The following is a 25,225-nucleotide window of genomic DNA, read 5'->3' as shown; positions in this document are numbered from 1 at the left end:
AAGCCGTCAATTCATTTGAGTAACCACAAGAGTTTTATTCTCTTTTTTAAATTCCCGTCTAATGCCTTCCAGTAAATCTTGCTGACTTACAACAGTTTCATTTTTCTGAATCGCAGCCAAAGCGCAAAATCGCAGTACATTGATAATAGCTCCACCAGCAAGTTCATAGTTCTCGGCAATGCTTTCGATATCAATATCTGGACTAAGCTGACATTTTCCAGAGAATGCTTTTTCCCATAACAAAATCCTTTCTTCAGCAGTTGGCATGGTAAAATGAATCATCGATTGAAATCTTCTCGAAAAAGCTTCATCCATATTTTCTTTTAAGTTAGAAGCCAAAATCACAACACCTGGAAAATCTTCAATTCTTTGCAATAAATAACCCGTCTGCTGATTCGCATGCCGATCGTTTGAAGATGAGGTAGTCGTTCTTTTTCCGAAGAGAGCATCGGCTTCATCAAAAAATAAAATCCAGTCTTTGTGCTGTGCAACATCGAATATCTTAGAAAGATTTTTTTCGGTTTCACCAATATATTTAGAGACAATCATAGAGAGGTCAACTCTGTAAACTTCTCTGTTTGTACTTTTTCCCAGTAAAGTTGCGGTAAGCGTTTTTCCAGTTCCAGGAGGGCCGTAAAAAAGCGTTCGATATCCAGGTTTAATTTTATTCTCGAGACCCCAATCTTTCATCAGCGTTTCGCCATGATTGAGCCAAGCATTTATTTCCATAACCTGATTCATAACGTGTTCTTCCAAAACCAAATCGTCCCAGTTTAATTTGGTCGAAATTTGCTGAGCGGGAAACGAAACGCTATGTTCGAGTTTAGGCAAAGTTCCCGTTATAAAAAATTGTAACCAGCGTTCGTTAACCGAAAGCAGCTGATTTAAAACAGGCACATTAGATTCACCACTTTCTAGCACCAAAACCTGTTCTTTGGTTAGAATATTAGTACTGTTGAGAATCTGAAGCAATTCAATCCTTAATTCAGGATTCACAGCGGTAATTAAAAAGGACAAGGTTTGGCCTGTAGGCAGAAATCCGCTGTGGGTTTTATTGATGACACCGCCAAATTCGGTAAAACCACGATCGTACATGGCATTTTTGCTAAAGAAAATATCGAGAACTTCAGGTTTAATTTGAGGCGCGAGAATCAAAGCAAGACAAAGCCTTTCGTAAAGATTCAAATCCCATTCTTCAATTTTTTTGTAATAAACGCTATCTTTAGAGTCATCATCAGCTTCGGGCAACGGAATATCCTGCCATCGATTTTCATGACCTTCCTGAAGAAGATAACTGCAAATAACCTGATCGATTACCTTTTGCAGCCAATCCATTTCATCATACAAAACAAGAATATTGGAATTAGTTTCCATACGCTCCAAATAGTTTCTCTACATCGTCAAGATTGGCATCGGCCCATTTAAAATACAATAAAGCCGTGTTTGGATTTAACTCATTACATTGCAGCATATCTAAGTAAAAACCTTGCGCGTTTTGCATCATCATTTGAGGATTATAATCGATATCATTATGAAAATTAGATTCAAAAAAGGTATCTGTCCATTCGTTCGCATCATTTTCTTTGGTAATAAAATCACTGATGAAATAAGAGAGCTTTTCATCTTGAACGGCTAATTTTTTAGCTTTAAAATAAGCGGGTTTTCTTTTGGTTTCTCTATGGTAATATTCAATATCTTTTGATTGGATTGTTTTGGTATTGGGGTTTCCAAAAATATCTGATAAACCAAAATTTTCTGCTTCGCAAGCCAATTCCAATTCTGCATTTGTTTCCCCTGCAATAGCGAGAGTGGTGTTTTTGGCAGTAGCGCTTTCAGTTACTACATACAATTCTCTGAAAGAATATAGGGTTTGCGTGAGTTTTATAATTAACTGCTGCTGAATGTCATTCCAATTATTAATTTTTACAGATTCAGGTTCTTCGGCTTTAAAGATGAAATTTCCTCTATGGGAAAATGCTAAAATCTGTTTGCTGAATTCAAAATTTCCATCTATAGAACCATGCGCCTGTGAACGCCCCGAATAAGGTTTCGAAATTCCGTCGCTAAAATTCCAATTGGCTTCATTTAAAGCAATCACACTGCTAATATCTGCGTCGTGATGCGAGATAATGCCATTGCGATAAATATTTCCCAATAGAATGATTTCTCCATTTTTAATCTGGAAATAATCGCCTGGAAAAAGACTATTATTCAACGGTTTCGTAGGCAGAAATCCTCCAGTTTTGAGATAAAACTGTCTATAAAAATTCTTGTTAGTATGATTCATGACCTTAAGAATTATGGATTAAAGTCCACTGAATCCAATATTGGAACAGTGGACATTTTAATGTGTTTTAAGAGGCATAAGCAGCCGCAGTTGCCGCAGCTAAGCTAGATTGAAGCGACTGAAGTTTAACCTGAGCTTTATTTAAATTGGCCATCGCAATACTCAATTGTCTTGCTGTTTCGTCATTTGCATTATTAGCTTTTTCATAAGTAATCTGAGCATCTTTGTAGGCATTATACAATAACCCTCTGATCGAAGTGTCTGAAGCTGGTTGTGATGTCAATGAGGCATCTATAGATTTTTCGTCTGTTAAAGTCAGATACAATTTAGCAGCCTGTCTGTTTTCAAGCGTAATCGCCGCTTCAGACTCCAGAACTGCAGCTTCTGCTGCCAATGTAGATTTTAAGGCAACCAGCGTTAGGGCAACTGCATTATTAGCATCTGTACCAGCAGTACCGATTCTTGCAATCAAATCGTCTGAAATTAGCGGATTAAGCGCTTTTTTGCGGATAACAAGATTAGACAGCTTATTAATTATTTCTACAGAATAAATTAATTTAGTGATTAAATCGCTAATGTTTTGGCTTACAATTCCTGCGTCTTTAGTTGCAATTGTGGTTTTAGAAAAAGCATTATTTGAATTAAAAGCCAAATCGGAGGCATTTTGAATGACCTGATCGATTAAGTTTTTATTGCTTAATGCATGCGAACGATTGCTTTCTGCAACCAATAAATAACCTTGATATCTAGTTGATTTTTCATTCAGTGAGGTTACAATCGTTTGCTGTTGCTGTACAATCGCCGCTGCATCTGTCACTTGATTTTTTAGTAAATCTAGTTCTGCTTTCTTTTTCTCTGTAATCCCGTATTTCTGCAATTTCGGGCCTGGTGCTATTTGAGTTTCCATAGAATTGTAGTTTTATTTAGTTGATGGATTTTGATTTTCTTTTGTAGAATAAGGTATTGGATCCGTATTTTGCCAATCTGAAAGACTGTTGGTATATTGGCTTTTGTTGTTTTCGCTGCCTTTGTAATAAGACAATACAACCGGAATGTAATTTTTATCTTCAATCAGCGGATTTCCGAAATTATCCGTCGTGGTGCCGTCAATATGCACCGCATAAGTATTATCCGCTTTATGATGTCTGGCACTCGTAAAATTTCCTGCTGGAATGTTTTCTGCTAAGTTTAAATTGAAGTAAAAAGCTTTTGAATTTTTAGCCGGTTTCGGAGCTTTGTCTGTAAGCTCTTTCAGTTTAGCATTCAATTCAGTTGATAGCGCTCTTGCAATACGCAATTTCTCTTTTGCATCTGCCAAAGCTGTTTTCAGGCTAGCATTTTTTTGTTTTTCCTGATCCGAATCTTTGGCATTTTTATCCGTATTTGTTGCACTCGCAGAAGCATTTAAAGCTTCTATTTCGCTATTATATAAGTCAATATCTGCTTGAACAATTTTAATTTCTTCAGTTAATTCACTAGTTTCAATTTTAAAATCAAGCGTATTCAAATCTTCATTTGTAGCAATATCATCAGGATAAGGCAGGAAGAAACATCTGTAATCGACTTCATTTGATTTTAAAATTTCTTTTTCAACATTAAAAGTAACTTTAGACAAATCTTCTGAAGATGATTTTCTTGAAAATCCGAAACCTTGAGCACTTTTTAAAGTATAAGTCAATGCAAATGTTTCAGAAGGAGCAGACAGGTAATCGTCAAACGTATTGATTTCTTTTTTGTAGTTTTCAGAAAAAGTGATCAAAAGAAAAGCAACATAATTTTGGCCCAAAACTAACGGATCATTGTCTGCATCTCTAAATTGCTTATACGCTATAGAAGCTTTGTATTTGCCTTTTGCATCTGGAGTTTGAGAAGCAGGAATATTTTTGCATTGATCTGCATTGCCAACTAAATCTTCTGCATTAGAAACACTAAAGAATGATTTTTTACTGTCTTTTACCAAAATCAAATTATAGCTTAAAACAGGCGCTTTTAACCCAGTATTTGGATTTTCAGGATCTCTATCTTCTGGAGTAAAAGGAGTTTTATAAGCATCAAAAGAAATATTGAAATTCCCCGCAGCAGGATCAAAAGGTTTCGGAATTTCGACAATTAAACTCTGATTAAATTGCTCGTTATTATAAGAATATGCTTTTTTAGAAGCTTCATATTCCACTTCATTGCATTTTATTGCACCTTCTGCCGCTCTTGTCGCAATGCTAGCTTTGGCTTTAGTGTCATTGTCGACCGTTAATACTGCCGTAATTGCCGTTAAGTCAGCTGTAGTAACCTGCAATAAATTGTTTACAGAAGCATTCGTTAGCTTAGCTCCGTCGGCCACTACAGAAGTCGAAACTTCAGAAATAGAAGCTGTCGCTTCCATAGCAAATTGCGAAGTCTGCTCTGCCTTATAAGCTGTTTTATTGATGAGGTTGTATGCCACGCGAGCTTGCTGGTAAATTTGAGTTCCATAGTCGGCTGCATTTATAATACTGTAAATACTTCCGATATCGCTAGCCAGACGCACAACTGAATTAGCAGCAATTTGTATGTTTGAAGCGCAAACCGCCATATTGGTAACCGATTGTGTAACATACGTTTTTTGCTGATTTGCAGATAATAACAGATTGTCTGCCATGTTTTTATTCTTTACCACAACAGTATTGATAAGCTGTTTTTCTTGGTATAATTTTGTTGTTGCATCAAGTTTTTCTTGTGCAATAATTTCGGCTCCTTCGGCATAATAAAGCGTAAACATTGAGTTGTTCAATTCGTTGTTCAATTGCTTTTTGGTCATCTCTTGGCTTTCTAATGAAGACAATACACTAGAATGCAGATTTTCATTGTAAGTGTTCATAATAGTTTTTTTAGTTAATTAATTTATATTTCAATATTGTATTCAAGGTTTTATTAGCTTTTTTTGGGAATGTTAATAAGGCCAGATCACATGCAAAGGCTTATCCATCCAATGATATTTCATAATCGAAAAAACAAAAGGAGAGCGGTTTATCAAAATATCGTATGCCCTTTTGTCAACAGTCAGTTCCCATTTATCTTCGTGTTCTACTAGAATTCCTTCGCGAACGAGCCAGTTTCCTCGAAAACCATCTACAGAGCAATCTCCAATTTCTGGCCAATGCGAAATCGCAGCTTGTATCAAACCATTTATCAATTGTTTTTCAGAATCAGTTATTTCGACAAAATCTGGAACAGTATTGATCAATGGCAAACCGCATAAAACTTTATTCAAAGGCAAATAAACCTCTTCTGTTTCCTGCATTCCCGTAATTACGTATTGCAGATACTGAACAGCTCGAACCTGATGCTCATTGCTTATAAATTTATTTTCAGAGGTTAGCTGCAGTCGTTCAAACAGCATCGCGATATAATCGTTTAAGAGCACAATTCCGGCGTTTCTTACTGGAATTCCTAGCTTAGGACTGTTCTTTGGTCTTTCTTTAATTTTAATTAATTCCATTTTCGAAAATATTTCAGGTTGTTTTAAAAGAGGAGCAGTTTGTTTTTCAGTTCTTAGAATTTCTTTAAACCCAAGCTGTAAAGCGGGCGGAAACTGATAGATATATTTTTCCATATCTGCCAAAAAGCTTTTTTTAGAAATCCCTTTTTTCGTTACCACTTCCCAGATCAATTCATTCCAGATTTTATCGGCAGTAATAAGTCTCCAGTTGTCGTTGGTAACGGCTTTTAAAAGTTTTCGCAGTAAGAGATGTTGCATTTCTTTAGAAGCCAAACCTTTGATTTTAACCGAACCTAAAACATGGTTGAATTTTTCTAGAATTCGTAAATACAATTCTTTGTTTTTATCTACTTGACTAACCGCATTGCACAGATTATGAAAATTGATGTTGCGGCAAAGCCAATCCATTTGAGCTTCGGGAATAAATTCTTTCTTCATTATGTTAAAGAAAATCTTAGACTCTTTTATAATAATGATATTCAGAATGTCTTTGATTTCGATAGTTTTAGAAATGCTGAAAACAGTTGGAACCTTACGTTCTATAACAATTGACGAAATCCAGCTGTATTTTTCTTTTTCTGATAAATTTTGAATTTCAGACAAAATCTCAGAATTAATGGACTCTGAAATTTTATCAAAAGTTGTATAATCTGATAGTGTATTATTCTCAAAAAGAGGCATTAGTTCTGTAATTGAATTTGCAGATTCAAAAGATTTTGTTTCGTTTTGAAGCGCTATTTTTTCTTTAGTAATGTTCTTTTTCAGATATAATTTCAGTTCTTTCTGAAGCAGTTTTTCAAAAAGCATTTCATTGCCTTTATAAGCCGAATATTTTAAAATTGAATTCCAAAAAAGCTCGTTTAATTCTCCAATTATTTTAGTTTTCGAAACTGATTTTGCACTTCGAATTAGCATTGCTGAAGTTTTCTGAACCCAATTCTTTTTCAGCACAGCTCCATTTGTTAGAAAATAATTCAAAATATTTTCGCTTTCCTTTTTATCTTGTTTTCGAAGCAAAACAAATCCAGCATCGTTAAAATTTGCGGTCAACAATTGCGCTAATTCCTGCTGATCTTGCTGTGACGTATTTTGAATAAGCAATGCAAGCGCAACAGTATCAATAGATTTTGTGTTTTTTAATTGATTGATGAAAGTTTTTTTAATGGCAACTCCAAAAGATTTAATTCGTTTGGACTGAATCAGTTTTGTAATGAACTGAAAATAATCGCTTCGTCGCGTCTCAGTTACTTTTTTAGACAACTGAACGATAATCTTTTCCAAGAATAAAGAAGTGTTATGTTCTGGATGAAACAATATTTCCTGCATGCCGAGTAGCAATAAATTATCGGTTATTAATTCTTCCGGAAAATCATAGTTATCTTTTTCGTTCAGAATTTCATAGACAACTTGTATCGTCTGTACGAGTTTTGTTTTTTTATAATTGGCTGTTTTGACTAATAATTGAAGCATTTCGCGATTCAAAATCAGCGGCAAAATTTTCTTCAAAACTTCTTTATTTCCATAAGAAAGCATGACCTCAAAAGCCATTTTTGGATGCAGTAAAATAGTTCTCATCAGCGATCGTTGCAGATCGATAAAAAAGACACTTTTGGCACTGTTTTTCTGCAATTCTAATTCTAGTTTGGCAACCAGATTCTTAAAATAAACAGCAGGATAATTAGAATTGTTTTTACTGATTTCCTTGCAATAAATAGCATTTAAGTTGGTATAAATGAGTGCCGAATTATTGTTTTTTACTGCCGCAGGAATTTTTGCATTGGTAAATAAAACCAATAAATGCTCATGGCTCAGATTATTTTTTTTGCTCAATTCTTTAATGCAAAACAATAAAAATGCAGTATTGTCAGCATTTTTATTTTTGATGAGAAAAAGAATTCCAATTTGCCATAAATCCTTACTGTTTGTTTTTAGTTTAAAAGTCTGGCTCAGCTTATTCAGATACATTACAGATTCTGTGTGAAGTTGCGATGGAGTAGTATCCAGTTTAGAATACAGTATTTTTATAGAAGTTTCATTTAAATCCTGAAGCAACGAAATCAGCAGATTTTCATCTTTGAAAATAGGTTGGATAAGAGCACTGAATTTTGTTTTATTCTCATTGCTCAAAGCCAAAATCAATTCATTGAGATTGTCTCTTTCAGTTTTAAATTTTCTAGTGCTTTTGTTTTTTAGCAATTGCTCCAAAACCATCCAATAGTTTGTGGCTGTTTCAGGTTTGTAATTTTCGCTTTTTTGCGTTTCATATTCCTGAGTCAATATTTTTAGACAAGCAATAAAATTGTTATTCTGAGACGTTTTATCAGAGAGTTTGACAACCGTATTTTCAATCAGAATAATCAATTCTGCATAAGCAATATTGTAATGATTGGCCATTTGCAGAATACTGCTTTTCATGAAAGCCAGTTTATTGAAAAGCGTTCCGCGTTCCAACAGTAAAAAGTTCAGAATAAAGAACCACAAATTCTTTTTGAAACTCGCCGTGCTTGTCTGGATAATAGTTTCTTTAACCTGAATATTAACCATAATCGAGCTGAACTCAATAATCGAACTACTATTGTTGGGCTCCAGCGCCGCAATTATTTTGGTGATGTTTTTCTCGTCAAATTGCCATGCAATTCGTTTTCTAACCTCTTCATGCGATAATCCTGTTTCTTTAATAATCGCTATAACTTCTACCAAATTATTCTGAAGCAATTCTGCCATAATCTGGTTGACAGAACCTTCTTTATTCTGATAATTCCATGGCAGAGAACCTTCAAGCAAAAAGACCATCAAATTCTCGAGAATCGATTTTTCTTTGTTGTAAACCGCAATTCCGTTTTGCTTCTGATTGTTTTGATACAGAATTAATTCGGCTATTTTTTCTCTTAGTAAACTGCGTATTTTTCGGCTCAAATCAAACTCGAGATCGCTATAATCGCAAGAACCCAAATCAAGTTCCAACGATTCAATTCTCCAGCTTTGTTCCTGCGGACATAATTCGTTAAAAATAGCGGCGACTTCTCTCGGAAGCGTAATTTTGCTCCAGGCGCTCAAACGCTCCTGAAGTTTATAACCTTCATTTTTCTGGTCAAAAGTTGTGTCCCATTTTAGACTCGATACAATATGGCTATTTATTTCTTCCATTTTTTGTCGCTAAAATTGAGGTTAGACTATTGATTAAATTAACTGCAGCTTGTTCAGGATCTGAAATTGCTGTTTCTGGAGTAGTTTGTTTATCGAGTAAATCTTGCGCATTTTTAAACCTCAAGCTCTCATGCCAACTGCTATAATTCGGCATAAAGGTTTCCAATTCGGGAAGACTTACAAACAAACATTCGCAAATTATACTCGTCGGAAGGCTGACCGCAAGAAACTGTTTAAGGCGCTTTTTGAACTCAGGAGTTTGCAGCTCTGGAATAAAGTCGGGAAATAATAAGACGGCATTTTTCTTAAAGAGTTCATTATTGATTGTAATTGTCCCATTTCCAGATGAAATCGAAATCCTAAATAAATAATCAGATAATTTACTTTTTGTATAATCGCTAACCGTCACAGCTTCAGAATCGTCAGAAATAAAAGAATATTTCTGGTTGGCAAATTCCAAATAACCCTCAACAAGCTGGGCATCTAGCACTGCTTGACTAGTAGTATTTAAAATATAGTTGATATTTGCTGTTGATTGAAAATCAACATTTTGAATTTTATGACTTAAATTGTTACTTTTATTTAAAATTTCGATATTGTGTTTTAACTGACTTAATAAAAGTGATGTTTCTATTAAAAAACAGCCTTTTCTTTTCTCTTTCAACCAATATACTTTTTGTATTGTTTTATTGCTGTTCAGCTGATCTTCAATAGAACTTTGTTCTGTTTCAAATTGCGTCGTAATAAAATTGTTGTAGATGTTTTTTAATCCGAAAAGCAAACTCAGTTTTAATTCTAAACCCGAAAAATTACTGAAATCGGTTTTGCTTAGTTTTTCTTTTTTGTTGAGTTTATCCGACTGAAAAACAAAATCGGAAGTATTTTCGCTGATATAGTTATAATGCTCATTTTTAATATTCGACAAACCAAAATCGGCATTCTGACTGATTTTAGAAGCAGTTAGAAAATTGAATCCTTTTATTCGATTATAGGTTAATAAATCAAGGTTTTGCAAATACAGACTTTTCAAAATGATTTGATCTTTTTTCTTATTTCCGGTATAAATCGTATCCTCGATAATCGCATCAATAACCTTTGGAGATTCGCCATGTCTGGCCAATAAATGATCTAATATTTTGTTTCTTCTATCGAAATTTACATCTTCCTCTTCCATGATTTTCATCATTCCGAAGATGTACGAATTGTAAGGATCTTGCTGATATTCGAACCAGCTTTTTTCTTTCAGTTCTTTTTTAGTTTCCTCGCTAGAGCTGTATTCAAAAACAGTATTATTTTTTAATAAAGGCTTGATATGAGGAACATTGTACAAAGATTGATAGAAATAACTCGGAGCAAACATTTTGTACGGAACAGGATATTCTAAATGTTTTTTCTCGAATTTGTCTTTCAAAGCATAAAAAGTTTCATTGTCTGAAGGCGCTCCGCATACCGAATTGGTAAAAGAAAATAGCTTTGAAACATTTGCCAATTGCGAAAACTGATTGGCCAAAACCTGATCAAATAAAGTCAGATATCCTTTTAACTGGCGAGACTGCGCCACTTGAATTGGTGCCGAATCATCTTCGATTTTGTCGTCGCCAATGCCATATTGCTGCGGAAATGTATTTTGAATGGAGTAGTAGCTATTGATATCTCTAAAACTGCTTTTGGGCAATTTTATAGCGGGTTTGTTGTTTAAACTTGTGGCCGTGTCTTGATATTTGCTTAAATTAATTTGCAACGGACCAAAAGCGTCCGCCTGAATTTCTTTTCCGTTAGAATTTAATAATAGCTTTTTCTCTTTATAAGAAGCCAAGACATCTATCGACAAGATTTGGCTTTCAGTAGATTGCAATGCTTGCACACTGATTTTGTTCTGATAAAGCTGTAATCCTGAAACCGAAATAATTCCTGCTACAGATTCAATTACAGGAATCAGATCAATGGCTTTTACAGTGTCTTTTTTATCGGATAATGATTCGTCTAAAATCCACCCATTTTTAAGATAAGGGCCATCATATATTTCGGCAGCATTATATCCTTCTTCTTTTAAAGCATCGTAATTTACTTGATCTATTTTCGGAAATATATACGTGCGGAGTTTATTTTGAAGTTCTAATAAAACCGCATGTTCGTCTGCATCTTTTTCCAGTTCTATTTTCCCGCCAATCCAGCAATTTTGAGTTTGCAGTGCGACTGGCATATTAAAAAGTTCGCCAATATTACGGCTCTGATTGAGATAGTAAAAAACAGATTTGCAAATGTTTTGGCATTTTTCAGCATCGGTAATGTCAGGATTGATATACAGATAAACTTGATAAATTCTGCTAAAAGGCAAAATATTATCCTTGTACGTGGTAATAACAGCATTATAAACATCGTCTATGCCATCGATAATATATTTTCTATAGTCATCAATAGTATAAGGAGCTGTAGTCAGGATTTTATAAGGCAAATAAAACTGATTTTCGATTTCCATCTTTCCAGTAGAATCCGTTAAAATATCGGGAATCGAAAAATCGGTGCAATAGCCCAATTCGGTCATTGCGTAACAAACTTGATCCAGAATGGTCATTCCGGGATCGCTCGGATTAAAGTTAGTCCACTGATTGCCAATATGGTTTTGGATATAATCAATAGCTTCGTCTTTCAGGAAATTAAAATCCTGATGCGGTGGAAGCTGTATTTTTGTTATTTGATTATTGGTATCCATTTATGCTAAATATGAAATGTTATGATTGGGTGCAGAAACCAAAAGTGTCGCTGGCCCATAAGGCATTAAAGCTTTTTTTTCGCTTTTTAAAGTGGTCTGCAATCCTGTAATTGGATTGATATAATAACTCGTAAAAGTTACTTTTTCGACAGAAAGAACTCCTTCAATATTTTGAACAAAACTGCTGACTTTGCCATCGATGAGCGGTTTGCCAATTTCTATTTCAGAAGGGCAATTCGCAATCCATGGCGACAGATATTTTTTTAGAGCAAGATTTACATTCTTGCTGATTAATGCTGTCTGATAGTTCTGTTCGACTTGAATCATGATGTTTATGCAAACATATTCCAGATTAAAATTGGATATGTTCAGGTTTATAAAAGGAGACGAATTGGCTTTTAAAAATTGTCCAACTTCAATTTCAAGAGCATTGGTAACCAATGGAATAAAGGCATTTGAATCATTGTCTGACGCTACTTTTTTTACCAGATAAACATTTGTGCTGTTGTCGCTTTTTTTAGTCACTACTTTTGAGTAATAAACAGTATCAAATTTTTCGGCAATCAGGGTATAGTAATCTGCCGCTGTGCTGGCTCTATTTTTGGTTTTAATGCTGTTGCTTACTCTTTTATTTCGGTCGGTTTTGTTCTCGGCAGCTTTTCCTCCAAAAGAAGCAAAAGGTTGAATTACAGTGCCTATTTCGGGAATTTTGATTTCTGGTTTTGTAATAACATTGGCTTCAATTTTCGGACTTTCTGTATCGGTCAAAAATGTAGTTCCAGCTCTTTTTACACTAAAACCGTTGGTTTGTATAAAAGTGGTTTTCGAAAAAGATTTAAGATTGCCAATTGCCGCAATAGAAATCCAATTTTTGGTTCCATGCATTATGGTGCTATCATTGTTGCAATCTGCCGGAATCGGGATTTCGATTATTCCAGAACATCTAAATTTACTGGTTTCATCAGATAATGGATGAATGTTTTTCCAACCAGAATTACTCAAATAGTAATACATAATATCATTTTGATCGGTAAGTGCCGTTGAATTTCTTGCCAATTCAAAATAAAGATTGAGAGTGCTATTGCAAATCAAATTATCGAGTTCTATAAATAATGCTCCGTTATAATTAAACGAAGGATAAAGCGGAAAACCTTTTATAAAATTATTTTCAGCGCTTCCGATAATTTCTGTATTGAATGTTTCGGTATCGGTTTTATCGGCTCTAGCGCTGTCAAATACGGTATAATTTGAAAAGGGCGCATATATAAAATACTGCAACGGATAATCTCCCGCTGTACCATCAAGTTTGTACGTTACGCTGGCATTATAAATGGCAGAAAAGGTTTTTATTTTTGGTGCAAAAGGCACATTCGCAGCAGCGATAAAATCTTTTACTTCCTTGTCTCCAGCCATCGCCAGTTTATTGCCGTTTTGCAAAGCAATGCTAGCGACAACATTGGCATATAATTCTGAACCAAAACCATATTCTGGAGTCGCTAAAGTCATTTTTATAAATCCTGACGAACTTTCTTCAGTAAAATTCAAAGGCTCTTTTTGAATATTCGGATCGGGCTCCCAAATTTTAACGGCTGTTTGCGTTAAACTTAAATTTGAAGGTGATTTAGCATACACATAACAGCTGCTAGATGTACTGAGAATTGGATTGGCATTGTTTACAGGTTCTGGATCGAATAAATAAACAGAATCGGGAGTTTCATCAACTGCAATAAAAACTTTATCGACATCACTGCACTCTATTTTTGTCATTTTAAGACCCTGCCATGATTTGTCCTGCATGATGGTAAAATCAGCTGTAAAACTGGCGTTTGTAAATTCTTTTTTAACAACAATATTTTTTTCTCGTGGATGCAAAAATCTAATTGTTTTTGCAAGCCTTCTATTTTCTTCTTTTATTTGCGGATTCAGATAGTTATTGTATTGTTGGTAATACAATGAAAAATCATTAGGTCTTTTGTCCCAATCTATTTTTATTTTAAAACTGTCGAGCGGTTTGCTTAAGATTTCGTTATTTCCGATAATAAAATTGGCATTCACCAGCGGAACTGGCCCAAAAGGAGTGAAGGGGCTTTTGGTACTTAACTCTCCATAATCATTATACAATTGAAAGGTTTTAACTCCTTCTACATCTAATGCAATAGTTAGCGAAGTTATTTTCGGCGGTTCTTGCGGATTCGGAACATTTTGAAACAAAATTTTCATCATTGGCCAATCGCTTTTTAATCCATCGGGATTAATTAAGAACGGTTCAATTGCTACTACAGTGGGATCAAGATCTATCTTAATTGTAATTGTATTCTGTTTGGTAGAATCGGCTGTGAAATTTGCAGGAAGTAAATCCAATTTGAGCCATTCTTTTTGCGTGCTCAGAAAATAATTTGCTTCCTCCAGGATTTTCAAATCTATTTGCGAATCAAATTCCAATGTTAGCGTTATAGTTCTCTGTCCTTCGCGTAATAATAGCATCGGCGAAGCAAATGCAATTCCGATTAATGATGGATTTAGCGAAGCATCATCAGATCCAAAAGTTTCCCAGCTTATCGCTTTATTTTCTGGATCTAATTGAATTTCGGTAGGTTTTACAATGGTCTGCAAATTATACGACGCATTGTTTTGATCCTGATAAGAAAGTTTGTGAACGCTTGAAATCGTTGCAGGATTTAGATTGACATTTTTTTGAGAAGCAAATAGTATCGGATTCTTTTGCGCATCGACTCCTGCGTTAAATAAAGTTCCTGCTGGCAAAGTATAAACCGATGTTGGTTTTGTGAGCGTTGCACACAAAAAAGTCTGATCTGCAACGGCAGGCAATTTGGTTTGCTTTAAAATATCTTTATAATAAAAATCAAGATGTTTTTCAGAAAGTCCGTTCAATTGATCTTGCTGAATTTTTAAAATATTTACAAAAGAACGCAACAAAACAGTATCTGGAAATTGCCCTTTTTTTAGGTTTAATTTCTTAAATTCTTTTCCTGAATGATGAATTATCGTTTCTAAAAACTGAAATAATTTATCGCCAATTTTAGTTAGAATATCTAAACTAAAAGACGTTATCGATGCCGTTTCCTGCAATATTGGATGTTCGGTTTCAAACCCAAAAACTTGCCAGAAAGGCGTTTTATCTTTATTTACGTACCAGATGTTTTTATCGAAAGAATTGAAGTCTTCTAATGGTGCAGAATTTATAAACAAACCATCGATAGCCAGTTTGTATAAATATTGCCTAAAAGACTGGATTGCCCAAAAATCTACACTTAATTTGTTTTTTACTTCTTGTAAAATATAGGTTTTGAGATCGTATATTTCATTATTGCTCTGCATATAATGCGTCCAGCGTTCTATAATTTTATAAATCGCAGTAATTCGGTCAAACAAGCTGTTTAAAGCTTTTGAGTATGGAATTTTGACGTTTCCGTTTGTGATTAATCGCTGAATTTCTGTACAGCTGTTTTTGTAGTCAGTATACAGTTTTTTATAATTGGTTTTCGAAATGGAAGCCATCAAAAAAACGGGATCTTTTAATAAAAATGGACTCCAGTTTCCTTCAATGGTATTGCTGTCATTATAAAAATTGATCAATTTGCTAAATTCTGCCAAAAAGTACAGCCAGTCTTGCTCGGTTCTTCCGTCTATCAAATGCGGATTTGGAACGAGTGCTTCGTTAAGAGAATTTATAGCGCTATTTTGATCAATTAAAATCATTTTTTTCGATCTAAGTTTGTTCCTTCTTTTAAATAAAAAGGAAATACATAATTGTGTCTGGTATTGGTTTTAGAATAGATATAGCTAATCAGGATCTCTATTGTTCCGTTAACAATATCAGTTGAGGCAACTTTAACGTCTTGCACCAATATTCTAGGCTCATATCGTAATAGAGCAAACTTGATGGCTTCTATAATTTCGCCTTTAAGTGTGCTGTCAATTTTTCTAAACATAAATTGCTGTATTCCAGAACCAAATTCAGCTTCAAGAGTACGTTCGCCTTTTCGGGTATTTAGAATGACATTGATAGATTCGTTAATATTGGTTTCATTAGCAGACAAATTCAGCTGATGATTATCTGCAGAAAAAGACACAGGAAATGCCCATCCTGAACCTAAAAAAGCAGTGTCTGTATGTGCTGAATTATCCACCGATCATAACATTAAATGCTCCCAACATAATTGATCCTCCATGAGCTGTTGAATCTCCCATTCTTGCTGCAGGCATACCGTTTATCATAACCGTTGCAGATCCTTTTATAATAGAATCTGGCGGGCCAACACAAACCAGCATATCGCCAACTTTGGCGGCTGGTAATCCTGCTATTAAAACAGTTGGCGCACATGGCCCAACTATAGGTCCGCCTACATGCGGAATCGGTGGCACTCCTGGAGTAACCATCGGACATTGGTGAAAATCGGTAAGTCTTGCTGCTGGTGGCATAAGTTTATTGTTTATAGTTTGTTGTTTGTTGTTGATGGTCTATAGTTTATTGTTGATCGCTTTGTCAAAGTTTTAAACTTTGACAAAGCTTAATCGTAATTATTTTCTTGGTCGTTAGTAATTAAGCGGTTAACAATAAACCACAAACTAAAAACCATCAACCTTTAATTAATCATGACCATGGCACCTTTCAAGGTTAATTGCATTCCTCCGGTTACTTGCGCCATTTGTCCGCCTTGAGCATTGTATTGCATAGATGCATTTTCTTTGATGTTCAAGCCTTGCGTGGCTACATCGCCGCCGCTTGACTCTATTTTTACGCCTTGATCTCCTTTGATCGTAACATTCTGATTGGCTGAAATATTGATGTTTTTTTGGCTTGTTAAATCGATACCGCTGCTAGACATTACGACGCTGTTGTTATTTTCGTCCTGAATCGTAATTTTCTTGTCTTTATCGCTAATGATGATGGTGTTTTTATTGGGCGTTGTGACAGTCCATACTTTGTTTTCATCGTCAAATTGCACGGAAATTCCCGATTTGGAAACAATAGCTTTTACCGAATTTTTCTGATTTGGATCTAAACCAGTAAAAGGCTTTATACTTGTACTGCTATAAACGCTTCCTAAAATTATCGGGTAGCGAGGATCTTCGTTTATAAAACCTAAAACGACTTCATCTCCAACTTCGGGCATAAAAAAAGCTCCAGCCCCGCTTGTCGAATAAAAGTTCGTCAATCTTGCCCAGATTCCTTCACCTTTCGGATCCAATAGCGGAACATCGACTAAAACTCTGTATTCTGAATCAGGATCTTCGTACATCTTTTTTACAGTTCCGTTAAAGAGACCTTTTGCTCCAGGCAGAAGCCCAGAAGCGGGCGGTGCCATTACATCTGGCTCTTCGGTAAACCAGAACGGTGAAAGTCCTAGCGTAACTTCTGTAACCCAGTTTCCTTGTGATAAATCATGAACAACGCCACCAATAAGATAATCGCCATTAAAACGATCTCCAAGACCAGCAAAAGTCATATACTTTCCAGGATCGACTAAACTGGTACCTTGAAATTTGGCTTCGCCCATTATTTTAGCATATTCACTTTTAATGATTTGCGCTTTAGACCAATTGGTTAAATCTGCCGTTTCCAAAGGTGCCGAAGTCTGCAATTGATAAGTCGAAAGTCCGATAGCCTCGGATAGTTTTTTAGTGGTTAAATTTCCAGCTCCAGTGACATTTGGTGTAGCATTACCACTTACAACGGCTTGTGTTTTAAAATCCCAGCTGTTGGCGGTTGCACTTCCTAATTGTGTCACTGCATTCAATTTGGCATTAAATTCAAGCAGATTATCGCCATACGTTACCGTTAGCACCGACGTTGTTGTTTTATCAGGAGGATTTACAGCTACTTTTCCGTTTAAAGTCGTTACGATCAGTCCGTTAGCTTCGGATAGAGCCAAAATATAATCCCAGTCGGTAGCATAAAATTGGACTTGTTCTGGCCAAACTGTACTGGTTGCAGTAACATCTGAGCTTAATCCGGAATAGGTTCCTATAATAGAAGAAATAATATCACTGTCTTTTTGTTTAGAAAAAGTAAGGCTTTTGCGCCCCACAATCATTTTTATGGCTTTGTCACGGCATTCTATTTCTAAAGCTGATCCGACCAGATTGTCAATACGAAGCGTCTGACTCATAATAACACCAGAAAAAATAACGGTATTGCTGGCGTCATAACCAGCTTCGATACTAATTTCTGCGCCAGGCACAAAAATAGAAGAGGAGCTGGCGTCAAATTTACCTGTATTGGCTTCTCCGTCGAGAATAGTCACTTTAGCAGAAGCAATTCGATTTACTTTTTTTTCGATATGAATAGAAAGTACGCTGAGTTCATCGGCGATTGCGGTTCCGTTAACTTTAACTGCGAATGTTGCGATTCCGCCACTTTTTATTTCAGTTGAGGCACTCATTAATTGGAAGGGATTATAGGTGGAAATATTAATTTGTCGATACCATTAAGGTTTCTGAATTTGTTGAGTTTATTATACTGGGCAACTTGTATATAAAACGAATCATCGTTCCAGACTTTTTGGCACAATTGCGGTAACGACATTCCTTCAGAAACGGTTACAATGTGCGTAAGATCTGGAGATTCGGGAGCGTCTGTTCTAGTTACTGTTTTTGGTGAAATGTAACGGCTAAAAGACAATGATAGCTTGGCTCTCAGCGGACTTCCATCTGGTTTAAACAACGTATAAGATATATCGATAGAATCGAGAACTCCGTTGAATGTAATATTCTGACCCCATTGCACTTTTACAAAATTAGGACGGTGTATTTTACCGTTGTAAGTATAAATGATCGTTTCTAATGCGGTTATTTCTTTGGCCATATCGGTACGTTTCGCGTCTACGATTCCCGTACAGTCAATTACCATTTCAAAACTTAATTTATCACTTGGCGTACTTTTATATTTTTGCGAAGCCGAGCTTGTGGCAGGCGCTTGCTGTTCGTTGTACTCGATGCTTTTTTGTATTTTGATATTATCAGGATTAATCATGAAAGCATACGGATTTCCAGAGAATTTGTTTTGAAATTCTTCGTCTGTGTACCCCGTTATTTTCATTAATTCCAAGCTGGCCATTTGTTTACTATTTTAAGTCTATTTTTTTTTCACGCAGATTTTTTCTTTTTAATTCTTTTAATCCGTGTCTCAAATTATTTCACGCAGATTTTAAATTGATCTAAGCAGATTTCGCAGATTTATTGTAACTGCATTAAAATTAGATCTGCTTTAATCTGCAAAATCTGCGGGAAACTTTTTTTTAAATTCTTTAATCTGTGGCTTTAACGTTTATAGCTATTCTCCTGATTTTTCTCAGCAATTAATCTTTTGCATTCTTCCAGCAATTGTTTTCTTAAAATAGACAGCTCTCGTTCTTTGGCTAGAGCCGAATTTTTTGCGTTGGTCGTAACGATTTCAGTTTTGATAATGAGTTCTCTTATTTCGATTGGCATAATGGTTTACGTAAAAAGTTTATCAAATTTGGTATCCTTTGAAATGTCAAAATAGGTGTAAGCCAGTTCAATAGATTCTATCGCGATATTGCTTTCCTGAGAGTTTAAATCAGAAACAGCATATTTTACAGGATAAGCATTATTAAAAGTCCATTGCATGCATACGACTCCAGAGGCATTAAGCAATTTCAGAATCACATTTTTGGGCTGAATTGGGTTTGATAATCCTTGATCAATGCAGTTGGCGCACCAATTTACCAGCTGCGATCCTGCAGGCACCATGGCTCTTTTAAGTACTAAGTTTTGACTGTTGGAAATGGTTGGGAGGCGATATTTAAATCTATTTTCGCCTCCACAAACAATTTCTTCTAAGCTTAGTTCTTTAGAAATTCCAGACACCTCTTTGAAAGCCGCATCTACACCCGCAAATGAAAGTGTAAAATAAAAGCTAACAGGATAATCGTTACTTACCGCCATTTTTAATGATCAGTTGTTCGTGTGCAATTTCTATAGTGTCTACCGCAACCTCGTTACCATCAGATTTTAAATCGGTGCTGGTAATTTTAGTGGGCCAAGCATTATTTAAAGTCCATTGCATGGTTACGCCGCCTTTTTCGTCTAATAATTTGATCAGAACCGTTCTTCTTTTAATCGTATTCATTACGACTTGCTGATGCCAATCCCAGAAAGTATTGTCATTAACAAAGATTCCACGTTTCATGGTTACGTTTCCGTATTTGGTAATTCCTGGCATTTTCTCCACAGAAAAAAGCGGACTATTACTTTTACGGTATTCTATAATTTGATTTTCGACGTCCATTCCGGTAACTTCTTGAAAAGCTACTTTTGTTAATTCTGTTCCAAGGTCTACTTCGAATCTAAACTTTGGCATGGGCCATGTTGCGCCTTGTACGCTTCCGTCATCTGTTGCCATATTCTTTTATTTTTAAATTAAAATTTTACTTAATTGAGTATTTATTTGATTAACTAGAAGTTGCCATTTGCTGTTGAAATGTCAAGACAATGAATTCAGCAGGATGAACAACAGCTACTTTAACCGTAACATTCATGAAACCATTTAAAATGTCGTCTGCCGTCATGGTAGAACCCAATCCGCAGGCTACAGAAAAGGCATCAGAAGCGCTGGCTCCCTGTAAACCTCCTTGTTTCCAGATCGAATTAAGGAAACTGCTGATCATTGAAATCACGGCTTCCCAAGTGTTTTTGTCATTCGGCTGGAACACATAAGCCTGAGCGGCCAGTTTACAAGATTGTTCTAAGAATATCATAGTTCTGCGCACCGGAATATATCTCCAGTCTTGGCTATTTCCGTCTAATGTTCTAGACCCCCAGATTAAGATTCCTAAGCCGTTAAAAGTTCGAATCGCGTTGATCGATTTACCCGAAACAGCATCTACGTTTAAGTTGGCTTGTTGACTTTCAGAAATCGAAATCGGTAATGAAGCTGCACCTACGATCGAAGTATTTGCAGGAGCTTCCCACGGACCAACGGCATTGTCTACAGTTGTAATTACTCCTGCCATAGCACCGCTTGGAGGAAGAATATTAGCATCGGCTACAATGTGTTTGATCATTAAGGAATAGGTCTGACTTGCAATAAGTAAGGCATTGTGATTTTGAGTAACAGTTAAAGTACTTGCCGGACTTTGAATATTAGCAATAATTGCCGCCGCTGCTGGATTTGGAGCGCTAGCAGGATTAAGAATTGCTTCTAATTGTTTTACATCTCCGCCAAATAAATTCGTATAATCAATATCAGAATTTTGCATTATTGTAGTCCCGATAAAAGGATAATATGCCATTCCATAATTTAACCCAACAGAACCTGTATTCATTCTGAAATTGGTAATGTCTTGAGTATACAGAATTGGGTCTGGAGCGTCACCTCCAATAATATCAAACAAACACATTGCTGTTTGCATTTGCGTTGCTTGCAAAAGCATGGACTGCATTAATGTTCCATTGTTTTCTACACTTAACAAAGTCGCTTCAGGGCAGATGTACATAGTGGGTTCTTGCTCGTTTAGCAATAAAGCAAGTCCTTTAGTCAAATCATTCAGCTGTACATTCGGATTTACAACAGGAACACCTGGAGCTGCTGGTTTTTGCGACGGAGGTCCGTAGCTTCCAACAGAAACAATATAAGCATCTCCACCGCCATTTTCGTAAAAAAGCCTTACGCTATTGTACAAATAATAAACAGTGTTCGGGTCTGGAACTATAGAATAATAAGTTCCTGCAATTAGCATGTAGTCGCCTTTTAAGGGCTGACTTTTTTCTGCTACCAAGTAATATTCAGGATTGTACTGTTTCGACGGACTTGCAGGTGCAGGTGGATCTGGCAAACAGAAAAAAGCCTGAAAATCAGCAAAAGATGTGATTTTTACTGGCACATTCGTATACGATTTTCCTTCGTATGCGGCCTGTGGTGTGTACCCTATAAATGCTGGTATTGCTGTGGCAACTCCAACAACAGAATTGGGAAAAGCATTTAATTCTTGAATGTAAACACCAGGAGTTTGAATGGTAGATAAATTCATTGATTTTAGTTTTTAGTGTTCATTTTTAATAGTTTTTTTATAAGTAGATATACATTGGTGAGGCGACTTCATTTTGGTCGCTATTCTCGATTATTCCTATTCGGGAGACATCTGGACACGGAAGTCCTTTAATAATTACTTTAGGTTTGGCATTGTTTTGATTTGAAACAGAACTGTTTATTAAGTCAAATTTATATTTCGGTTTTTCACTAAGCGTAATGTAAGTTTTGCTGGAAGTAAACAGCAAAGCCGATTCTCCAGTTTGAATTGTGACTTGCTGCGGTCCGTCAAATTGTATGTTTTCTTTTTGAGTGATCGAAGGATTGTTTAGCTGTACAGCGTTTTTATTGATAAAATAATATTGCCATTGGGTGGCTCTTGCCGTAAAATTGATTTCAAAAAATATAAAATTAGCAGTGTTTTGTTCTTTCAATAGATCTTCAAAATAGACTTTTAAATGCCCAAAATGAGATGATGCAGGTTTGTTTTCTAAAGTCTGATTCAATACAATTTTCCCCTCATTGTTTAGATTTTTAGGATCCTGGCTAGAATAATTAGCGGTTCCGATCCAATTAATTGGCAAAGTTGTAAAGAGAATAAAATTTGGATTACTGCATCTAATATTAAATTCGAAATAATCTTGCTGTGTAGTTTTAGAAATATAATCTAACAGATCTGAAAGTGATGATTTTGTGTTTGAATATAAATCGAATCCGTTTGAAATGTGATTGGTTTTGAAACCGAATTTCTTGAATATTTTATCGGTTTTATTATTTGGCGTAAAATGAAGGCAATTGCATTTGCCGTTATCAAAAAAAGTATGATAAGCGCCTGTAGTAAAGATTTTTATGTAATTGCTCTGTATCATTTTACGATATTATTACTAGTGTTTTTTACAGACGGTATAATTTCCATAATTTCATGTCCTTGCGCTTTTATCAGTTTCATTTTATAAATAATCGAAGGCTGGTATTTCGCGCCCATCGCCGTCCATAAACTGTGCATTTGGTGGTAAGAAATCTTTTCGTACTCAAATTCTAATCTGCTTAAACCGTCTGGAATAGAAGAGGAGGACGAAGCATCTACATAATTGTTAATCTGAAAGAAGATGATAATGGCATCGAGAAATTTTAAGGATTCTGTGTAATCTTCAAAATTGCTGCTAATGAGTAAATCTATATTGTATCTTTCTGTTGGATTGAAATTGGAATAGTTGCCACTTTCTAATTTCTGATTTCTGATATAAAAAGGCTGATTGGTTTCTTTTTCAATATTTATCAGAGACAAAACCACTTTGTTCTGATTTACTTTTGGCAAAGTGCCACTTGGTTCAATGAGATAGTTTACAGTCGTTTTGTCTTCGGTTAGGCCAAAACGATTTTTTAAAAACTGTCCCAATAATTTATTCGTAAATTGAAGTGATTGATGTATCATCGTTTTAACTCTTAAATTAAGTAAGTGTGATAGCTAATAAATTAGCTGTTCTTAATTGTAAAAGTAACTGAGAATTAGATTTGTACGAAAAATTTGTAATATACTTTTCATAGACAAATTTGGCAGATAGTCGATGTTTTTATAGACAAAGTATAGACAAAGTTTTTTTTGTCTACGCTTTGTATCAGTTTGGTGTATATAGCCCTAAAAAGTATTGCTGCATTTTGACATATACAGTAAAAAACACTCTCAAAGTAAGTATAGATTTTGAAATTTAGGGAAAGAAAAATGGACAGCATTTTTATAGTACAAAGCTGTTTAACATTGCTAAAATTTACTGAAGCATGTAATGGTAAAATAACAAATAAGGGAAAGGAAATTAAGAAACAGTTCTTAAGTACGAAATGATATCGTCTTCTTTCTTAAGAGTTAATTTCTTTTTAAGACGATATTTATGAGTGCGAACGCTTTCTTGATTAATGCCGAGAAGATTGGTAATGTCATTGTTGCTCATATTCATTTTAATGTAGCAGCAATATTTTAAATCTCGAGAACTTAGAGAAGGATGTTTTTTGGCAAGAGCCAAAAGAAAATTAGGATTTGACTGTTCGAAATAAATTTTGAAATCATCCCAGAGCTTATTGTCGTTTGCAACTGTTTTTATAGAATTTACAATAGACATCAATTCAATTCTGGTCGCGTCATCTACGTTGGGATATAAATAAGAAATACGTTCTTTTACTTTCAAAAGCACTTCAACCTTTTGATCAAGTTCCATTACATAATGACTCAGTTTATCAGGATCATTCTTCTGAATCGCAGCTTCTGCAAAAGACGTTGGAGCTTTGCTTTGTGACTCTGTTTTTTTTAGAAGAAAAATAGATCGTATTCTGTAAATTAAAAAGTCAGTATTCTTAAGTTGCTGATAAGGAAAAGTAAAAACAATGCTTTGTTTGGACCAGCATAACGATTCGCATTCATAATTCTGTGTCAGGTATAAAATGGGAATATTCCTTTTATCAGAATCAAAATTAGTATCATTCAAAACAAACTGATTTTGTTTGAATCCTAAAATGACTAAATCTGGATTTAAAGAATTTATGGTGTTTTTCAAATCTACTCCTCTCGAAACAGAAACTGTAGAAAAGGCGTAATCAGATACTATTGATATCGCGTTTAATATCATAGTCAATATCGTGATATCGTCACATCCGATTACTATAGATTTTTTCTCAAGCATTTTTTGGGGTACTATATGTTGCTTTTTTTATGCGTTTTCGGTTTAATTTCTAAGACAGCATATCAAAATGAAATAAACATTTTTTCTCGTTAAAAACAGCTCTTAACATTGACAGAGTTTATCAGATAAAATAAAACTCACTTCTCCAGACAGTATTGATAACTTGATTTGAATAAAATAGAATTGCAGCTATTTTTGATGATTTGTGGCTTATAAATTAAAGGGATGTAAATTTATTTAATCATAAGAATATTACTATAAGTACTATTACGTGTTTTTGCATTTCTTGTGTTAATTAACAATTTCATCACTTTAGACATTGAAAATTAACTAAAAGCCGATTTTTAATACTAAAATCTAGAAAGCATGATGAATTATGTGGCCGATGTTACAAAACAACTCATTTCAGCATTGTTTCATTTTAGAATATTGATGGTTCATTTTACTATTTCTGGTTTCAGATTATAAACTGAAACCATTTACAGAGGGGTAAACAAAAAAGATTAAAGTTTTTCACTCTAATTTTAATATTATGAAAATGCAGCTTTTTAAATCGGTTGATCGAGGAGCTGTCTGAAGAATGCTTAGCACTTATAATTATATTATGAGTATTGTAAAATGAACCTGTAAGGTAAAATACAGTATTAATTTAAACGCAACAAAACCTATGGCGGCTATTCCTGACGAATTGTATAATGTTAAATTTGCAGCGTACTTTGATTCTATGAAAGAATTGTACATACTCGATGAAAAATTTAAGGTTATGTGCGACGCTTATTGTATAAGTACTGCAAAAACGGAGCTTTATAAGGATAAAAGCGAAAAAAACTACAAACGCAAGATGAAGTTTGAAAATTTGTCAAGAGAATTAGAAGAAGAAATACTTTTTTACATTATGAGAAACAGATAAATT

At 35.0% G+C, this 25,225-nt stretch carries 19 protein-coding genes; 1 reads left to right on the top strand and 18 read right to left on the bottom strand.

All coding sequences use genetic code 11. From position 1 onward, the window contains the following. Positions 1 to 6: 6 nt before the first annotated feature. The 18 genes from AC3E9W_RS18210 to AC3E9W_RS18125 all read right to left on the bottom strand — a co-directional run bounded on the left by AC3E9W_RS18210 (position 7) and on the right by AC3E9W_RS18125 (position 24,312). Complete coding sequence (locus AC3E9W_RS18210) at positions 7 to 1,374, bottom strand: ATP-binding protein (protein ID WP_488769476.1); 1,368 nt, start codon at positions 1,372 to 1,374, stop codon at positions 7 to 9. Next, on the bottom strand, positions 1,364 to 2,287 hold the full coding sequence (locus tag AC3E9W_RS18205) for a hypothetical protein (RefSeq protein ID WP_488769475.1): 924 nt from the start codon (positions 2,285 to 2,287) through the stop codon (positions 1,364 to 1,366). Before AC3E9W_RS18205 ends, AC3E9W_RS18210 begins: the two co-directional genes overlap by 11 nt. A 67-nt stretch (positions 2,288 to 2,354) precedes the next feature. Further along, the gene (locus AC3E9W_RS18200; RefSeq protein WP_488769474.1) at positions 2,355 to 3,194 is read right to left on the bottom strand and encodes a hypothetical protein; all 840 of its coding nucleotides are present in this window, start codon (positions 3,192 to 3,194) and stop codon (positions 2,355 to 2,357) included. A 12-nt stretch (positions 3,195 to 3,206) separates the two neighbouring features. Continuing rightward, the gene (locus AC3E9W_RS18195) at positions 3,207 to 5,141 is read right to left on the bottom strand and encodes a hypothetical protein (RefSeq protein WP_488769473.1); all 1,935 of its coding nucleotides are present in this window, start codon (positions 5,139 to 5,141) and stop codon (positions 3,207 to 3,209) included. 72 nt (positions 5,142 to 5,213) lie between these two features. Beyond that, positions 5,214 to 8,909: a contractile injection system tape measure protein gene (locus AC3E9W_RS18190; protein ID WP_488769472.1), complete on the bottom strand. Its 3,696-nt coding sequence runs from the start codon at positions 8,907 to 8,909 to the stop codon at positions 5,214 to 5,216. Continuing rightward, a complete protein-coding gene (locus AC3E9W_RS18185; RefSeq protein WP_488769471.1) occupies positions 8,893 to 11,622 on the bottom strand; it encodes a hypothetical protein in 2,730 nt (909 codons plus the stop codon). Before AC3E9W_RS18185 ends, AC3E9W_RS18190 begins: the two co-directional genes overlap by 17 nt. Further along, positions 11,623 to 15,342 carry a hypothetical protein gene (locus AC3E9W_RS18180; protein ID WP_488769470.1) on the bottom strand — a complete coding sequence of 1,240 codons (3,720 nt, stop codon included), beginning with the start codon at positions 15,340 to 15,342 and terminating at the stop codon, positions 11,623 to 11,625. It lies immediately after the preceding gene. After that, positions 15,339 to 15,773, bottom strand: coding sequence for a GPW/gp25 family protein (locus AC3E9W_RS18175; protein WP_488769469.1), 435 nt, complete (start codon positions 15,771 to 15,773; stop codon positions 15,339 to 15,341). The genes AC3E9W_RS18180 and AC3E9W_RS18175 overlap by 4 nt, the downstream gene beginning before the upstream one ends. Then, the gene (locus tag AC3E9W_RS18170; RefSeq protein WP_456896707.1) at positions 15,766 to 16,065 is read right to left on the bottom strand and encodes a PAAR domain-containing protein; all 300 of its coding nucleotides are present in this window, start codon (positions 16,063 to 16,065) and stop codon (positions 15,766 to 15,768) included. The genes AC3E9W_RS18175 and AC3E9W_RS18170 overlap by 8 nt, the downstream gene beginning before the upstream one ends. 164 nt (positions 16,066 to 16,229) lie before the next feature. Then, positions 16,230 to 18,029 (bottom strand): type VI secretion system tip protein VgrG, encoded by a 1,800-nt coding sequence (gene vgrG / locus AC3E9W_RS18165; protein ID WP_488769468.1) that lies wholly within the window; start codon positions 18,027 to 18,029, stop codon positions 16,230 to 16,232. Continuing rightward, complete coding sequence (locus AC3E9W_RS18160; protein WP_488769467.1) at positions 18,029 to 18,703, bottom strand: CIS tube protein; 675 nt, start codon at positions 18,701 to 18,703, stop codon at positions 18,029 to 18,031. The genes vgrG and AC3E9W_RS18160 overlap by 1 nt, the downstream gene beginning before the upstream one ends. Before the next feature lie 203 nt (positions 18,704 to 18,906). Then, positions 18,907 to 19,077: a DUF5908 family protein gene (locus tag AC3E9W_RS18155; RefSeq protein ID WP_488769466.1), complete on the bottom strand. Its 171-nt coding sequence runs from the start codon at positions 19,075 to 19,077 to the stop codon at positions 18,907 to 18,909. 6 nt (positions 19,078 to 19,083) lie between these two features. Further along, positions 19,084 to 19,554, bottom strand: coding sequence for a phage tail protein (locus tag AC3E9W_RS18150; RefSeq protein ID WP_488769465.1), 471 nt, complete (start codon positions 19,552 to 19,554; stop codon positions 19,084 to 19,086). After that, positions 19,541 to 20,011 carry a phage tail protein gene (locus tag AC3E9W_RS18145; RefSeq protein ID WP_008469163.1) on the bottom strand — a complete coding sequence of 157 codons (471 nt, stop codon included), beginning with the start codon at positions 20,009 to 20,011 and terminating at the stop codon, positions 19,541 to 19,543. The genes AC3E9W_RS18150 and AC3E9W_RS18145 overlap by 14 nt, the downstream gene beginning before the upstream one ends. A gap of 49 nt (positions 20,012 to 20,060) precedes the next feature. Then, positions 20,061 to 21,638: a phage tail sheath family protein gene (locus AC3E9W_RS18140; protein WP_488769464.1), complete on the bottom strand. Its 1,578-nt coding sequence runs from the start codon at positions 21,636 to 21,638 to the stop codon at positions 20,061 to 20,063. Between the two features lie 37 nt (positions 21,639 to 21,675). Next, entirely contained in the window at positions 21,676 to 22,506 is an 831-nt protein-coding gene (locus AC3E9W_RS18135; RefSeq protein WP_488769463.1) for a hypothetical protein, read from the bottom strand. Continuing rightward, positions 22,503 to 23,072 carry a Pvc16 family protein gene (locus AC3E9W_RS18130; protein WP_488769462.1) on the bottom strand — a complete coding sequence of 190 codons (570 nt, stop codon included), beginning with the start codon at positions 23,070 to 23,072 and terminating at the stop codon, positions 22,503 to 22,505. The genes AC3E9W_RS18135 and AC3E9W_RS18130 overlap by 4 nt, the downstream gene beginning before the upstream one ends. A 379-nt stretch (positions 23,073 to 23,451) precedes the next feature. Beyond that, the gene (locus AC3E9W_RS18125) at positions 23,452 to 24,312 is read right to left on the bottom strand and encodes a helix-turn-helix transcriptional regulator (RefSeq protein WP_488769461.1); all 861 of its coding nucleotides are present in this window, start codon (positions 24,310 to 24,312) and stop codon (positions 23,452 to 23,454) included. A 667-nt stretch (positions 24,313 to 24,979) separates the two neighbouring features. Here AC3E9W_RS18125 and AC3E9W_RS18120 point away from each other — a divergent pair. After that, the gene (locus tag AC3E9W_RS18120) at positions 24,980 to 25,222 is read left to right on the top strand and encodes a hypothetical protein (RefSeq protein ID WP_306156376.1); all 243 of its coding nucleotides are present in this window, start codon (positions 24,980 to 24,982) and stop codon (positions 25,220 to 25,222) included. The last annotated feature ends 3 nt before the right edge of the window (positions 25,223 to 25,225 follow it).

The sequence above is a fragment of the Flavobacterium sp. 38 genome (genome assembly GCF_057799715.1).
The sequence above is the reverse complement of the archived record's forward strand: the minus strand, read 5'-3'. Positions and strand labels throughout refer to the sequence as shown.